This is a genomic window from Citrobacter sp. Igbk 17, from assembly GCF_028069775.1.
GTDB lineage: Bacteria > Pseudomonadota > Gammaproteobacteria > Enterobacterales > Enterobacteriaceae > Citrobacter.
The window spans coordinates 1-12,845 of sequence record NZ_JANEWI010000022.1 but is presented as its reverse complement, the minus strand read 5'-3'; the positions used below and the strand labels follow the sequence as shown (position 1 = coordinate 12,845).

Here is a 12,845-nt window from a genome sequence, read left to right as displayed (position 1 = left end):
GGTTTTATGAAACGCTCCCCGACGCTCTTTTTATTCAGTTTGTTGATGTTGACGACGATTTCGGCGCATGCAGACATTATTGATGACGCCATTGGCAATATTCAACGCGCCGTCAGCGATGCTTATAATCCGGATAACAATCGGGATTATGACGACTCACGTGATGATGGCTGGCAGCGTCAGATGAGTGACGATCGCCGTAGGCAGTACGACAATCGTCGTCGCCAGTTCGAAGACCGCCGTCGTCAGTTAGACGACCGCCAGCGGCAGCTCGATCAGGAACGTCGACAGTTAGAAGACGAAGAACGCAGGATGGAAGAGGGCTACGATCGTTAGCTGTAACGATATGAAACAGGCATCCAGAAAACCAACGACTGTGGGTGATATCCTGCAATATGAATACCTGGAACCGCTTAACCATCTGTTTGTAGGCCGGATAAGATGTTTTCATCGCATCCGGCAAATTTCCTTACTCCAGCACAATTTCCATTCCGTCATACCCGGCCTCAAACCCTGCCGGTAGTGGATTTTCCATCATCCACAGGTCGAACTGATGGCTGATGTGCGTCAGGATCACCCGTGGGCAGCGGATAACCTCGTTTAGGGCGATGACGGTATTTACATCGTTGTGATTGCGTGGCGGCTCGGCGCGTGGGGCGTGACTGCAGTCAATGATAATCACTTGAGGCTGGTTATTGTGGAGAAACTTCAGCGTCTTGTCGGGAAGCCCGGCGGTATCGGAGAGCCACGCCACGCGGCTGTGCGCGGTTTCCAGCAGATAGCCAAACGTCAGCTTAGAGTGGTTGAGCGGTAAAGGGGTCACCTGCAGTCCCTGTAAATCGAACACCACAAACGGTGCGACGGTCTGGCTAAAATCCAGAATACCGGGGTGCTTAAACAGATCGTCACAGCCCTGTTCATCCGGTGGGCCGTACACCGGGATCGTTTTCCCCACCCCCCAACGCAGCGGAAACAGTCCCTGTACATGATCCATATGATAGTGAGTGAGCAGGAACTGCTGGAAACTGCCTGCCGGCCAGTCGTCCATCAGATGGGGGAGCCCTGCATCCAGGAGCGTCACCGCGTCGTTGAATTTGACCACGCCACTGCAGGGGCGTCGGCGGTATTGCGCCTGTAAACGTGCTCGTTGGCAAGCGGCACAGTTGCAGCCAAAAGCCGGTACCAACTGTGCGCCGCTGGTTCCTGTAAGCGTAATGGTCAGACTCATCGCATCCCCCTACAACGGCTTGGTAAAGCGAAAATGGCTCTGCGTATAACCTTCGCGGCGGTAAAAACGATGCGCATCAAGGCGCTGCGTGCTGGTGGAAAGCTCGGTCATTTCCGCCCCCGCTTCGCGCGCGGTGGCTTCGGCCCAGGCCAGCAACTGGCTGCCTACCTTCAACCCCCGAGCCTGTGGCATCACCACCAGTTCCTGAATCTCACCAATCCAGTTAGCGTGGTGCAGGTGAAACTGCAAATGCAGACCGATCAATCCGATAACCTGTCCGTCAAGCAGCGCCAGTTGGTAGTGCATATTGGGGTCTTGCAGATTTGCTATATACCCGGTGCTAAAGGCCTGGTGGTCGAATTTACCCTGCTTCAGTTCGCAGACCAGCGCGTAAACCGCATCGGTGTCATACAGCGTAGCGCGGCGTAATTCACAGACAGACATGTTTCTTCTCCTTGCGTCCCATCAGGGTGAGCAGTGTATCGACTGACTGTAGCAAACTTCCATCGTTATTGAGGACGTGGCAGTCGTAAGGCGCGTAGCGGGCTGCGCGTTCAAGGCGGGCAGCGATTTCCGTTTCGCTTTCCCGTCCGCGTGCCTGCAGACGTTGGCGTAAAATCGCCGGAGAAACCTGTAAGCAGATAGGCATTAAAGCCGTGCCATAGCGTGATTGCGCCTGCGGAAGATGGGCGCGTGAACCGTTGACCACCACATCAAAACCCGCATGCAGCCAGAGGTCAATCTCCACGCCGACGCCGTAGTACAAACCGTTGGCATGCCAGCTTAGCGCCAGCAGGTTCTGCCCGGCGCGGGTAAAAAACTCTTGTTCACTGAGGGCGATGTGGTTTTCATTCCCGGCATTGGCCGCCCGGGTGATGTAACGATGTGCCACCAGCAATTGTGCCGGTTCCTGTTGGCGGAGTTCCGCCAGCAGACTGTCCTTTCCGGAGCCGGATGGCCCCATCAGCCAGATCAGTTTACCCATAGTCAGAATACCCTTTTGCCCTGACGCCAGACGTGGTCGATATGGATGTTGCCGCCTTTGCGGTGTGCCAGCACCAGGTCTGCACGTTTTCCTTCGGCAACCACGCCACGGTCGTCAAGATTCAACGCCCGTGCGGGATTACGGGTCACCAGACGAATCGCCTGTGGAAGCGTAAAACGGTTGGTATCGTCATCCGCGACACGAAATGCTGCGTCGAGCAGACTGGCGGGGTAGTAATCGGAAGAGAGGATATCCAGTAGCCCCAATTCGGCCAGCTTATGGGCCGCTACGTTGCCGGAGTGCGAACCGCCTCGCACGATATTCGGCGCGCCCATCAGCACGTTCATACCATGCTGGCGTGAGGCTTCGGCAGCTTCGAAAGTCGTGGGAAATTCGGCGATCACGCTGCCAAGTTGATGCGATTCAAGGACATGATCATGAGTGGCGTCATCGTGGCTCGCCAGTGCAATCTGCCGTTCACGACACATCTGCGCGATGGCGGTGCGGTTGGGTTGTGACCAGCGTGCCGCCAGGGCGAGTTGCTCTTCTTCATAGCGGGCCATCTGCTCGTCGGTCAGCGAATACTTGCCCTGATAGTACTCGCGGTACTTCTCACGGTTGGCGAACTGACGCTGGCCCGGTGAGTGATCCATCAACGACACCAGCGTCACCGGCTCACGACCAACCAGCTTTTCAAACAGCGGCAGGGTGGTGTGGTGCGGCAGCTCACAGCGCAGATGCAGACGGTGTTCGGCACGGTTGACACCGCGCTTTTGCGTCTCTTCCACCGCATTGATCATTTTTTCCAGGTTTTCCAGACGGTCTCCACCGTCTCGCACATCGCCAATCGCCACCGCGTCCAGTACGGTGGTAATACCGCTGGCAACCATTAAAGCATCGTGGCTGCTCATCGCTGAGTGGGCAGGCCAGTCTACTTTTGGGCGTGGGGTAAAGAACTTGTCGAGGTTATCGGTATGCAGTTCAATAAGCCCCGGCAGCAGCCAGCCGCCTTCACCGTCCAGCGCTTCAGGCAAGCTGCTCTGGCTTTCGGCAAAAGTGCGAATAACCCCGCCTTCAATCTCCAGCGATCCTTGCACCACTTCATCTTCCAGCACCAGCTTTACATTGTTGATAATCATGCTGTTATTCCCATCAGGTGCAGACGATCCGCGACGCGGTCACGCACGGTTTGATCGTGAAAAATGCCGACAATTGCCGCGCCGCGGGCTTTTGCTTCTTCAATCAGCGCCACCACGGCGGCGCTGTTTTTGGCGTCCAGCGAGGCGGTAGGCTCATCGAGCAGCAGAATGGGGTAATCGACAATAAACCCACGGGCGATGTTGACGCGCTGCTGTTCGCCGCCGGAAAAGGTTGATGGCGCGAGATGCCATAAGCGCTCAGGAACATTCAGGCGGGTGAGCAGGCTTGCGGCTTTGGCGGCACATTCCTCACGAGATACGCCCAGATCCAGCAGTGGCTGCATCACCACATCCAGCGCGGAAATTCGAGGGATCACGCGCAGGAACTGACTTACCCAGCCGATAGTTGAACGACGGACCTCCAGCACTTTACGGGCCGGAGCCTGCACCAGATCCACCCATTCGCCGCTATGGCGAATATGGATATGCCCTTCATCTGGCAGGTAGTTGGCGTACAGCGAACGTAGCAGCGTCGATTTACCGCTGCCGGAATGGCCGTGCAGCACGACGCATTCGCCGTTTTTAACGTCCAGAGTCGCGTTTTGCAGCACCGGCAGACGCACGCCGTTTTGCTGGTGGAGCACGAAGGTTTTACTGACATTTTCAACGCGGATCGCGTTCATTTTTAGCCTCTTTAAACATTTGTGCGTTCAATTGCCTGATGGCGCTGCGCTTATCAGGCCTACAACCAATGCCGCTCCGTAGGCCGGATAAGGCGCAGCCGCCATCCGGCACAAGCGATGCTGCTCCGTAGGCCGGATAAGGCGTAGCCGCCATCCGACACAACAAAAAATCAGTTCTGCAATACCGACGACACCAGCAACTGGGTATACGGATGATGCGGATCGTCGAGCACGCGATCGGTTAACCCACTTTCCACCACCTGGCCCTGCTTCATCACCAGCAAACGGTCTGCCAGCAGACGTGCCACGCCCAAATCATGGGTGACAATCACCACCGCCAGATCCAGTTCCACCACCAGGCCACGTAGCAGGTCGAGCAGCTTGGCCTGTACCGAGACGTCCAGGCCGCCGGTCGGTTCGTCCATAAACACCAGTTTGGGATGGGTGACGAGATTGCGGGCGATCTGCAAACGCTGCTGCATGCCGCCGGAGAAGGTGGTCGGCAGGTCGTCGATACGTGAGGCGGGGATTTCCACCTCTTCCAGCCAGCGCTGGGCGGTGGTACGGATGTCGCCGTAGTGGCGAGCCCCGGTGGCCATCAGGCGTTCGCCGATATTGCCGCCAGCCGAAACCTGGCGGCGCAGGCCGTCCATCGGATGCTGGTGCACTACGCCCCATTCCGTGCGCAGCAGGCGGCGACGATCGGCTTCGTTCATGCCGTATAGCGAACGGTTCTGATATAAGATCTCACCGTTTTGTGGCGTCAGCCGTGAAGAGATAGATTTTAGCAGCGTAGTTTTACCGGAACCGGATTCCCCAACGATGCCCAGCACTTCGCCAGGCCACAGGTCAAAAGAGACATCGCTGAAGCCTTTGCCCGGCGCGTAGAGATGGGTCAGGTTGTTGACTGAAAGCAGCGGTTGCGTCATTGGCTGAGGGCCTCGCTCTGTTGGCGGCAGTAGTCGGTGTCGGAGCAGACAAACATGCGTTTGCCGCTGTCATCGAGCACCACTTCGTCGAGATAGCTATGGGTTGATCCGCAGATGGCGCAAGGTTCATCCCAGCTCTGCACGGTAAACGGGTGATCGTCGAAATCGAGGCTTTCCACCCGCGTATACGGTGGTACGGCATAGATACGTTTTTCGCGGCCTGCACCGAACAATTGCAGGGCAGGCATCATGTCCATCTTCGGGTTGTCGAATTTCGGGATGGGCGACGGGTCCATCACGTAGCGGCTGTTAACCTTCACTGGATAGGCGTAGGTGGTGGCGATATGGCCGAAGCGGGCGATATCTTCATACAGTTTTACCTGCATGATGCCGTACTCTTCCAGTGCATGCATGGTGCGGGTTTCCGTTTCGCGCGGTTCGATAAAGCGCAGCGGCTCGGGGATTGGCACCTGGAAGATGATTATCTGATCTTCCACCAGCGGCGTTTCCGGAATGCGGTGGCGAGTCTGAATTAGCGTGGCGTCTTCTGTACGTTCGGTGGTGTTAACGCCGGTTACGCGCTTGAAGAAGTTGCGGATCGACACAGCGTTGGTGGTGTCATCCGCCCCCTGGTCAATCACTTTCAGTACATCCGGCTCGCCAATCACACTGGCGGTAAGCTGAATGCCGCCCGTACCCCAGCCGTACGGCATTGGCATTTCGCGTCCGCCAAACGGTACCTGATAACCGGGGATGGCCACCGCTTTCAAAATTGCGCGACGGATCATGCGTTTGGTCTGCTCATCAAGATAAGCAAAGTTGTAGCCGGAGAGGTTAGTGGTCACGGTCGGCCTCCTGTTGCAGGCGTTTAAGCAGTTCCAGTTCGGCCTGGAAATCGACGTAATGGGGGAGCTTGAGGTGCGAAACAAAACCCGCCGCCTCGACGTTATCCGCATGCGCCAGTACGAATTCTTCGTCCTGCGCCGGTCCCGTAACCGTTTCATCGTAGTCGGGTGCCTGTAGGGCGCGGTCAACCAGTGCCATCGCCATTGCTTTACGTTCGCTCATGCCGAACACCAGCCCGTAACCGCGGGTAAAATGGGGGGATTCGTTTTCTGGCGCGACAAAGCCGTTAACCATTTCACATTCAGTCATTAGAAGTTCGCCGACGTTCACCGCAAACCCCAGCTCTTCCGGCACGGTTTCCAGCTCAACATAACCGCTGCGGATCTCCGCGGCGAACGGATGGTTGCGCCCGTAGCCACGCTGGGTGGAGTAGGCCAGTGCCAGCAGGTAGCCTTCGTCACCGCGCATCAGCTGTTGCAGTCGCGAAGCGCGTGAGCAGGGATAAACGGGGGGGGTGCGGGTGATATCGTCAGGCGTCGCGCCGCTATCCTCTTCACGTTTTGCCAGTCCTTGATTTGCCAGCAGAGAAAAGACGTGCGGAGAGGCGTCCTGCGTATTTTCAGCGCTGCGCAGCGGTGGCGTTTCCCCGTTGGCCAGCAAGGTAAAATCCAGCAGGCGATGGGTGTAGTCATAGGTTGGACCCAACAGTTGCCCACCGGGAATATCCTTGTAGACGGCAGAAATTCGGCGTTCAAGGCGCATTTCTGCGCTGTTAATCGGTTCGCTAACCGTCAGCTTTGGCAGTGTGGTGCGATAGGCGCGTAGCAGAAAGATGGCTTCGACGTTATCGCCGCTGGCCTGTTTTAGCGCCAGTGCCGCCAGCTCGCGGTCGGCAATGCCGCCTTCGGTCATCACCCGGTCGACGGCCAGGTTCATCTGTTGTTCGATTTGCGCCACGCTCAGTTCAGCAATGCTCTCATCGCCCCGGCGTCGACTTTCCTGCAGGGCATGGGCGTTGGCTATCGCCTTTTCGCCCCCTTTGACGGCGACATACATCAGCACACCTCCACATGGGTGGTTCGCGGAATAGCCAGCAGTCGTTCACCGCAGGTAAGGATCAGATCGACCCCCAGCGGGAAAGGATGTGGGCGCTCGGTAAGTTCGTGAATCAGACATTCCGGTAGCTGTGGCGCGATCATGCGTTCTTCGGCAATACCCGCTCCGGTCAGACGCAGCATGCGTCCGCCGCTTAAGCCTGCAACCTGTACAATCAATGTGGCACTGGTCTCTGGTGCCACAGAAGAACCCGCGGAGAGGGCATTCAGCTGTTCGCTGCTGATGCGTTCGTCGGCGACAGCAAAGGCGGCCTGTTGCGGCTGGTCCACCAGCGGCGCGTTGGTGTGAAAACGCAGGTTCTGCCGGGCGATATCGTTATCTATCGAGGGTGCCAGCCAGACAGGCGTGTCGCCATCGACCAGCGTCAGCAGCACGCTGGTAGTTGCCAGACCCAGCGGCTGCCAGCCGTGTTTCAGTTGATGCAGGGCGACGATTACGCCCGGCTCGCTCATCGCCTTCAGCAGACGACGAAAGCTCTGCTGAGCATCCTGAACGGGTAAATTAAAAGCGGTTTGTAAGGTCATGCGTTATCTCCGCGTACCAGCGTGAAGAAGTCGACCCGGCTGGCGTTGACTTCGGCACGGCGTGCGCTAATCAGCGCTTCGCGTTCCGCTTCCAGCGGGGCAATTAAGGTTTCCATTAGGTTCTGGAAATGCGTCTGTTCCTGCAGCAATGCGTCAATTACCGCGCACTGCTCGGCGTGTTGTTTATTGCGACCCAGCAGGTAGCTGTAGCCCAGCGTGCCGCTCTTCAGGCGAATAACCGCACGGGTGAGTGTGGTGTCGCCCGCAAAGAAGCGATTACCGGTGCCGCCCATGCGGGCCTGGATCTGCATCAGTCCGCTTTCCGGGGCGCGGATAAGCTCATAGTCCGGCGTCAGTTTGAGCGCCTTGATACGCGCATTCAGGGCATCGGCATTGCTGTAAGCCAGCGCGCGCATCCAACGCTGGCGAGTGGCGGTATCGAAATGCATTCAGTGCTCCATGGTGAATTCGATCATGTCGGCGCGGGTCAGGCTGACGGAATATTCCGCGGCCTGTTCTTCGCCTTCACGGTGGTTCAGGGTGCGCACGCACAGCAGCGGCGCCATGTTGGGGATTTCCAGCACTTTGCTCTCTTTGGCCTGTGCGCGGCGGGCGCTGATACGCGTTTGCGTGCGTAGCAGCGTCAGGCCCGACTGTTCGCGCAGGTAGTCGTGCAGTGAGCCGTGGTTAAAGCCTTGTAATAGCGGCCAGAGAGTGAGGTCGGAAAAATAGTGGTCGATTTGGCACAGGGCGATGCCGTTGACCCGGCGCAGGGTGCGCAAATGAATGACGTTATCGCCCTCGTTAATGCTCAGCGCATCAGCAATGTGGCTGGAAGCCGGACGCAGTACCGCCAGCAGTTTTTCGCTGGTGGGGTGGCTGCCCTGGTCCAGTAGGTTCTGGCTGAAGCGCGCCTGGGCATTCAACGGGTAGTCGAACGGGCGCATCAGCACCAGTACGCCCACGCCCTGACGACGTTGAACCCAACCGCGCTCAACCAACTGGTCAATGGCGCGGCGCAGGGTGTGGCGGTTTACCTCGTAACGCGCGGCCAGTTGATGCTCGGCGGGCAGGTAATCACCGCAGCGATAATGTTGACGAAGCTCCTGCTCAAGTCTCGCGGCAATTTCCTGATAACGCGTTGGATAACTGGTCGGATGTGTAGACAAGTGCATAGCAATCAATGCCTCGCTAGTCAGATAAAGTGCTTACGCAAACGCTGGGAGAGGAAATCCAGCAGACTGACGGTGACGATGATTAACACCATCAGGGCGCAGGTTTGCTGGAACTGGAAGCCGCGAATCGCTTCCCATAAGGTCACGCCGATACCACCGGCTCCCACCATCCCGACCACCGTGGCCGAACGAACGTTGGACTCAAAGCGATACAGCGAGTAGGAGATGAGCAGCGGCATGACCTGTGGCAGAACGCCGTAAAGAATCTCTTCAATCTTGTTGGCTCCGGTGGCGCGAATACCTTCTACCGGACCGGGTTCAATGGCCTCTACCGCTTCGGAAAGCAGCTTGGAGAGCACCCCGGTGGTGTGGATAAACAGCGCCATTACCCCGGCGAACGGACCCAAACCAACGGCGACGACAAACAACATGGCGAAGACCATTTCGTTGATGGCGCGACAAGCATCCATCAGGCGACGCATCGGCTGGTAAATCCACCACGGCACGAGGTTATCGGCGCACATCAAACCGAACGGAATCGACAACACCACGGCGAGGGCGGTACCCCAGACGGCGATTTGTAGCGTGACGGCCATTTCACCGAGATAGTCCTGCCACTGGCTGAAGTCCGGTGGGAAGAAGTCGGCAGCGAAGGTTGCCATATTGCCGGAATCCTGGATCAGCGTGAGCGGGGCCATTTCGGCACCTTTCCACGAGACCACCAGCACGGCGAGAAGAATGGCCCAGCTCAGCAGCGAGAACCAGCTACGCTTGGGCGGGGCGACGGTGATGGTTTGCATGTTTAGCTCCGTGCGTCGGTTATTGCCGGATGGCGGCGCTTGCGCCTTATCCGGCCTACGATGTCCTGTAGGCCCGGTAAGCGAAGCGCCACCGGGCATCAGGGTTACTGCACCGCTTTGGTGACGCTGGTCATGGCGCCCAGCGCGGCGGTCAGGCGGTCGAGATCATCAAGCTGTGCTTTCAGCGCCGAGGTTTTGCTGGTTTTTTCTTCTGCATTCAGGCCTTTGTTGTCCTGCACGCCCTGCATCTCTTTAAACAGCGCCAGTTGGCGAATTGGGACCAGTTGCAGATCGCTGGAGGCGCGGAACGGTGCCCAACCCAGGCGTTCCAGGACGGTTTTCTGCTCCGGCGTTTTGCCGTAATTCATAAAGAAGTCGTACACCTTGTCCTTGGTGGCTTCAGAGAGGTTCTTACGCCAGACAATCGGATCGCCTGGGATCAGCGGTGACTTCCAGATAACCTTCAGCTCTTTCAGCTTGTCCGGCGCGGAGGTTTTCAGCTTGTCGAGGTTTTCGGTGTTGTTGGTAGCCACATCCACCTGTTTGTTGGCGACGGCCAGGGCGTTGGTTTCGTGTCCGGCATTGACGGTGCGTTTGAAGTCGGTGGCGGAGATGTTGTTTTTCGCGAAGACGTAGTAACCAGGGACGAGGTAGCCTGAAGTGGAGTTAGGATCGCCGTTGCCGAAGGTCAGATCCTTACGTTTGGCGATCAGATCGTTCAGGTTGTTGATCGGGCTGTCCTTGTTAACGATCAACACGCTCCAGTACCCCGGAGAGCCATCGGCAGCGACGGTCTGGGCAAACACCTGTCCGTTGGCGCGATCCACCGCTTCCATTGCTGAGAGGTTGCCGTACCAGGCGATATCGACTTTGTTAAAGCGCATTCCCTGGATGATCCCGGCGTAGTCCGGCGCAAAGAAGGCGTTTACTTTTACGCCCAGTGATTTTTCCATATCTTTCAGGAACGGTTCCCACTGCGGCTTCAGGTTTTGCTGTGATTCAGTCGAAATAATGCCAAAGTTCAGCGCTTTTTCTTGCTCTTCGGCAAATGCTGGATTCAGCAGAGTACTGACGCTAAACATGCTGGTGAAAGCCAGCGCGGCAACTGTCTTATAGCTCATTTCCATTCCTCATTGTGGGGATGTCAGGCAGCCTGCGCGTTCTGTTCGACGCGGTTCATGCTGCGGTAGAGATGATCAAAACGATCGTTATCGAAGTGCTGACTGCTGCCATCAAAGAAGACGTTCCCCTGACGCAGCGCGACAATGCGTTCGCAGTAGCGCAGGGCGTAATCCACCTGATGCAGCGTGACGACCACGGTAATACCGTCGGTCTGGTTAATGTCGCGCAGGGTGTCCATCACGATGCGCGCCGATTCCGGATCCAGTGAGGCAATCGGTTCATCGGCGAGGATCACTTTTGCCTGTTGCATCAGTGCACGGGCGATTGCGACGCGCTGTTGTTGCCCGCCGGAGAGCGTGGAAACGCGCTGATAAGCAAAGTGCGCCATACCCACGCGGGTCAGCGCCTGTAACGCGCGTTGCTTCTGCTCTGGCGTAAACCAGCTAAAACAGGTGCGCCAGAATGGCGTGCTGCCGAGTGCGCCAATCAGCACGTTCTCCAGTACGCTCAGTCGGTTCACCAGATTGAACTGCTGGAAGATGTAGCCGGTGTGGGCACGGCTTTTGCGGATGTCACGTGCCAGTCGGCCTTCACGTTGAACGGTACGGCCTAATAACTCGACGTGACTGCCTGGCGATTTATCACCCGTAATCAAACCGCTTAGATGACGTAAAAGGGTGGATTTGCCGGAGCCAGATGGCCCAAGCAGAGCCACCATCTCACCGGCACAGATATTCAGGTCAACTGCATTAAGCGCCTGATGTTGATTGAAGGATTTGGAGAGTTTCTCGACGCGAATAACCGTTTGCATGATGCGGCCTCCCTAAAAAAGTGGCCCCATCGTGGCGGATTAATGTGACGTTTTCGTTAAAGGAAGGTTACTTGGCGATGAAGAGTTGAGCGATATTTGATGACAGTCCGGGAGGACGAGCCTCCCGTTACATCACTCGGTAGGGGGTTGCTGTTGCTTGACGACGTTGATCATCCACGGCACGCCGTATTGGTCGGTTACTTTACCGAAACCATGTGCCCAGAAGGTCTCTTGCCAGTCCATTTCGATTTGTCCTTTTGCGGCCAGGTTATCAAACCAGCGCTTCCCTTCATCGACATTTTGCGTGTCAAGAACCAGCGTGAAGCCGGAGTAGTGGGCTTTTCCAGTAGCGACGCTATCGCTCATCATGATGTCGCTGCCTGCAATGCGCAGGTTGGCATGAGCAATGGCGGTATCGGGGAATTTCAGTCCGGAAGGGCAACCTTCTTCGCTGTCCTGCGCGGATTTGGGCATTTCACCGAAGTTGATTTTGTAGAGTAGCTCAGCGCCTAACGTTTTTTGATAGTAGGCGATAGCGTCAGCGCAGTTGCCTGCAAAGGAGATATAGGGACTTAACGGCATAATTTTTACCTCAGGTAAAAGAAGCCAGTTAAGTGTAGATGTCGTGTGCAAAAACAAACCAGGCGGGAAGTATGGGTTTCCCGCCTGACAAATAAGCTGGAGCAGGCCTGATAAGCGTAGCGCCATCAGGCAAGTTAAATCAGTTCTTTTTCACAAACTCAGATTTCAGCTTCATTGGGCCAAAGCCATCAATTTTGCAATCGATGTTGTGGTCGCCTTCAACCAGGCGGATATTCTTCACTTTGGTACCGATCTTCAGCATGGAAGAGCTACCTTTTACCTTCAGATCTTTTACTACAGTAACGCTGTCGCCATCGGCGAGCAGGTTGCCGTTAGCATCTTTAACGATCAGTTCGTCGCTGTCCTGAGCGGGTTCAGCGTCGTTCCATTCGTGAGCGCATTCCGGGCAGATGAACATGCCGTTATCTTCGTAAGTGTATTCGGAGTTGCATTGTGGGCAGTGTGGTAATGACATGTGGATTTCCTCAAAAGTCAGCAGGGGCAAAAGCGCCCAAAAGTTGGCAGATTGCCGAAAAAGGCCGCAATTATACATAAAATCCCTGCTTTTGTCGGGGCTACAGGCCAATTATGCGCAACTATCTGTTGTGGCGTCAGGTTGCTTTCACGTCTATGAAAACCAGAAGGAATATTTTTTAAGGGAAATTGCTACGTTTAGTTATTTAAGATAAGGTGAGGCGAAACACCCGATATTCATAGGTAGCATGGCTTACAGACTAGCTAAGTCATTGTGAGTGAATACTTTGTGACCCCCTTAATTTTGGTAGGGGAATTAAGCTGGCATTGTTTAAAACTGAACTACTCTGTTTATCTTTCTTACTTAATATAGTAAGTGAGAGGCATCAGGCCAGCAGTCATACGATAAATTTTATTTTAATAATATCAGC

General features: G+C 56.1%; 17 protein-coding genes and 1 pseudogene. 2 read left to right on the top strand and 16 right to left on the bottom strand.

Annotated elements, in window-relative coordinates; all coding sequences use genetic code 11:
* Window positions 1–6 precede the first annotated feature (6 nt).
* Window positions 7–336: a DDRRRQL repeat protein YjdP gene (gene yjdP, locus NNO08_RS14055; protein ID WP_271456960.1), complete on the top strand. Its 330-nt coding sequence runs from the start codon at window positions 7–9 to the stop codon at window positions 334–336.
* Between the two features lie 10 nt (window positions 337–346).
* Window positions 347–418: pseudogene (locus NNO08_RS14050) on the top strand (HigA family addiction module antitoxin); the annotation flags it as partial.
* Window positions 419–469: 51 nt separating this feature from the next.
* Here the strand turns inward: NNO08_RS14050 and phnP are convergent.
* From phnP to NNO08_RS13970, 16 genes are all read right to left on the bottom strand, one after another.
* Window positions 470–1,228, bottom strand: a complete 759-nt coding sequence (phnP, locus tag NNO08_RS14045) for a phosphonate metabolism protein PhnP (RefSeq protein WP_271456959.1) — start codon at window positions 1,226–1,228, stop codon at window positions 470–472.
* A 9-nt stretch (window positions 1,229–1,237) separates the two neighbouring features.
* Window positions 1,238–1,672, bottom strand: coding sequence for an aminoalkylphosphonate N-acetyltransferase (gene phnO, locus NNO08_RS14040; RefSeq protein ID WP_137382893.1), 435 nt, complete (start codon window positions 1,670–1,672; stop codon window positions 1,238–1,240).
* Complete coding sequence (gene phnN, locus NNO08_RS14035) at window positions 1,659–2,213, bottom strand: ribose 1,5-bisphosphokinase (protein WP_271449278.1); 555 nt, start codon at window positions 2,211–2,213, stop codon at window positions 1,659–1,661. Before phnN ends, phnO begins: the two co-directional genes overlap by 14 nt.
* A gap of 2 nt (window positions 2,214–2,215) precedes the next feature.
* Window positions 2,216–3,352 carry an alpha-D-ribose 1-methylphosphonate 5-triphosphate diphosphatase gene (gene phnM / locus NNO08_RS14030; protein WP_271455189.1) on the bottom strand — a complete coding sequence of 379 codons (1,137 nt, stop codon included), beginning with the start codon at window positions 3,350–3,352 and terminating at the stop codon, window positions 2,216–2,218.
* A complete protein-coding gene (phnL, locus tag NNO08_RS14025) occupies window positions 3,349–4,035 on the bottom strand; it encodes a phosphonate C-P lyase system protein PhnL (protein ID WP_271456958.1) in 687 nt (228 codons plus the stop codon). The genes phnM and phnL overlap by 4 nt, the downstream gene beginning before the upstream one ends.
* A 170-nt stretch (window positions 4,036–4,205) precedes the next feature.
* Window positions 4,206–4,964, bottom strand: coding sequence for a phosphonate C-P lyase system protein PhnK (gene phnK / locus NNO08_RS14020; protein ID WP_271449276.1), 759 nt, complete (start codon window positions 4,962–4,964; stop codon window positions 4,206–4,208).
* On the bottom strand, window positions 4,961–5,752 hold the full coding sequence (gene phnJ, locus NNO08_RS14015; protein WP_271440983.1) for an alpha-D-ribose 1-methylphosphonate 5-phosphate C-P-lyase PhnJ: 792 nt from the start codon (window positions 5,750–5,752) through the stop codon (window positions 4,961–4,963). Before phnJ ends, phnK begins: the two co-directional genes overlap by 4 nt.
* A 46-nt stretch (window positions 5,753–5,798) precedes the next feature.
* Window positions 5,799–6,866, bottom strand: a complete 1,068-nt coding sequence (locus NNO08_RS14010; protein ID WP_271456957.1) for a carbon-phosphorus lyase complex subunit PhnI — start codon at window positions 6,864–6,866, stop codon at window positions 5,799–5,801.
* Window positions 6,866–7,450: a phosphonate C-P lyase system protein PhnH gene (gene phnH / locus NNO08_RS14005; protein ID WP_271456956.1), complete on the bottom strand. Its 585-nt coding sequence runs from the start codon at window positions 7,448–7,450 to the stop codon at window positions 6,866–6,868. Before phnH ends, NNO08_RS14010 begins: the two co-directional genes overlap by 1 nt.
* Window positions 7,447–7,899 (bottom strand): phosphonate C-P lyase system protein PhnG, encoded by a 453-nt coding sequence (phnG, locus tag NNO08_RS14000; RefSeq protein WP_048213880.1) that lies wholly within the window; start codon window positions 7,897–7,899, stop codon window positions 7,447–7,449. Before phnG ends, phnH begins: the two co-directional genes overlap by 4 nt.
* Window positions 7,900–8,625 (bottom strand): phosphonate metabolism transcriptional regulator PhnF, encoded by a 726-nt coding sequence (phnF, locus tag NNO08_RS13995; protein WP_271449273.1) that lies wholly within the window; start codon window positions 8,623–8,625, stop codon window positions 7,900–7,902.
* Window positions 8,626–8,645: 20 nt separating this feature from the next.
* Window positions 8,646–9,425 (bottom strand): phosphonate ABC transporter, permease protein PhnE, encoded by a 780-nt coding sequence (phnE, locus tag NNO08_RS13990; RefSeq protein ID WP_016155398.1) that lies wholly within the window; start codon window positions 9,423–9,425, stop codon window positions 8,646–8,648.
* A gap of 104 nt (window positions 9,426–9,529) precedes the next feature.
* Entirely contained in the window at window positions 9,530–10,546 is a 1,017-nt protein-coding gene (phnD, locus tag NNO08_RS13985; RefSeq protein ID WP_271456955.1) for a phosphonate ABC transporter substrate-binding protein, read from the bottom strand.
* Window positions 10,547–10,569: 23 nt separating this feature from the next.
* The gene (phnC, locus tag NNO08_RS13980; protein ID WP_271456954.1) at window positions 10,570–11,358 is read right to left on the bottom strand and encodes a phosphonate ABC transporter ATP-binding protein; all 789 of its coding nucleotides are present in this window, start codon (window positions 11,356–11,358) and stop codon (window positions 10,570–10,572) included.
* Window positions 11,359–11,490: 132 nt separating this feature from the next.
* Window positions 11,491–11,940, bottom strand: coding sequence for a VOC family metalloprotein YjdN (gene yjdN / locus NNO08_RS13975; protein WP_271456953.1), 450 nt, complete (start codon window positions 11,938–11,940; stop codon window positions 11,491–11,493).
* Between the two features lie 139 nt (window positions 11,941–12,079).
* On the bottom strand, window positions 12,080–12,415 hold the full coding sequence (locus NNO08_RS13970; RefSeq protein WP_003031835.1) for a zinc ribbon domain-containing protein YjdM: 336 nt from the start codon (window positions 12,413–12,415) through the stop codon (window positions 12,080–12,082).
* Window positions 12,416–12,845: the final 430 nt, after the last annotated feature.

Excerpts from the sequence above, each read along its gene's own strand:
- phnP (WP_271456959.1), bottom strand. The coding sequence starts at position 1,228 with ATGAGTCTGACCATTACGCTTACAGGAACCAGCGGCGCACAGTTGGTA.
- phnG (WP_048213880.1), bottom strand. The coding sequence starts at position 7,899 with ATGCATTTCGATACCGCCACTCGCCAGCGTTGGATGCGCGCGCTGGCT.
- phnC (WP_271456954.1), bottom strand. The coding sequence starts at position 11,358 with ATGCAAACGGTTATTCGCGTCGAGAAACTCTCCAAATCCTTCAATCAA.
- yjdP (WP_271456960.1), top strand. The coding sequence starts at position 7 with ATGAAACGCTCCCCGACGCTCTTTTTATTCAGTTTGTTGATGTTGACG.
- yjdN (WP_271456953.1), bottom strand. The coding sequence starts at position 11,940 with ATGCCGTTAAGTCCCTATATCTCCTTTGCAGGCAACTGCGCTGACGCT.
- phnF (WP_271449273.1), bottom strand. The coding sequence starts at position 8,625 with ATGCACTTGTCTACACATCCGACCAGTTATCCAACGCGTTATCAGGAA.
- phnL (WP_271456958.1), bottom strand. The coding sequence starts at position 4,035 with ATGAACGCGATCCGCGTTGAAAATGTCAGTAAAACCTTCGTGCTCCAC.
- phnJ (WP_271440983.1), bottom strand. The coding sequence starts at position 5,752 with ATGATCCGTCGCGCAATTTTGAAAGCGGTGGCCATCCCCGGTTATCAG.
- phnE (WP_016155398.1), bottom strand. The coding sequence starts at position 9,425 with ATGCAAACCATCACCGTCGCCCCGCCCAAGCGTAGCTGGTTCTCGCTG.
- NNO08_RS14010 (WP_271456957.1), bottom strand. The coding sequence starts at position 6,866 with ATGTATGTCGCCGTCAAAGGGGGCGAAAAGGCGATAGCCAACGCCCAT.
- phnK (WP_271449276.1), bottom strand. The coding sequence starts at position 4,964 with ATGACGCAACCGCTGCTTTCAGTCAACAACCTGACCCATCTCTACGCG.
- phnO (WP_137382893.1), bottom strand. The coding sequence starts at position 1,672 with ATGTCTGTCTGTGAATTACGCCGCGCTACGCTGTATGACACCGATGCG.
- NNO08_RS13970 (WP_003031835.1), bottom strand. The coding sequence starts at position 12,415 with ATGTCATTACCACACTGCCCACAATGCAACTCCGAATACACTTACGAA.
- phnM (WP_271455189.1), bottom strand. The coding sequence starts at position 3,352 with ATGATTATCAACAATGTAAAGCTGGTGCTGGAAGATGAAGTGGTGCAA.
- phnN (WP_271449278.1), bottom strand. The coding sequence starts at position 2,213 with ATGGGTAAACTGATCTGGCTGATGGGGCCATCCGGCTCCGGAAAGGAC.
- phnD (WP_271456955.1), bottom strand. The coding sequence starts at position 10,546 with ATGAGCTATAAGACAGTTGCCGCGCTGGCTTTCACCAGCATGTTTAGC.
- phnH (WP_271456956.1), bottom strand. The coding sequence starts at position 7,450 with ATGACCTTACAAACCGCTTTTAATTTACCCGTTCAGGATGCTCAGCAG.